We start from the raw sequence: 279 nt of genomic DNA on the forward strand, positions 1-279 counted from the left end.
GCTTCGAGCATGTCCAGCAGCTGGGTAGGGGAGTCGATATGGGTCAGCAATAAACCGGGAATCCGCTTGCCCAACAGTTGGTCAAAACTGGCAGATGCCAGTATTCCTACTCGCAAGCGGCTGAGCTGCTGTTCGTCATCGATAAACGCCGCATCCTCGGTCATCAGAATAACGACCGGAGTTTCCAGTAGCGTTGCGACCGCTCGATAGTCGTCATTGAGTGCAGAATCGTTGAGATCGCAGATAATGATATCGGCATGATGGTCGGAGGGATTGGGC

1 protein-coding gene is annotated in these 279 nt (G+C 53.4%); it reads right to left on the reverse strand.

The window, feature by feature from the left end; all coding sequences use genetic code 11:
* Positions 1 to 279, reverse strand: a 279-nt coding sequence (locus Q4563_RS19465; RefSeq protein ID WP_303605691.1) for a hypothetical protein, incomplete at both ends; no start/stop codon positions are given.

The sequence above is a fragment of the Gilvimarinus sp. 1_MG-2023 genome, assembly GCF_030548285.1.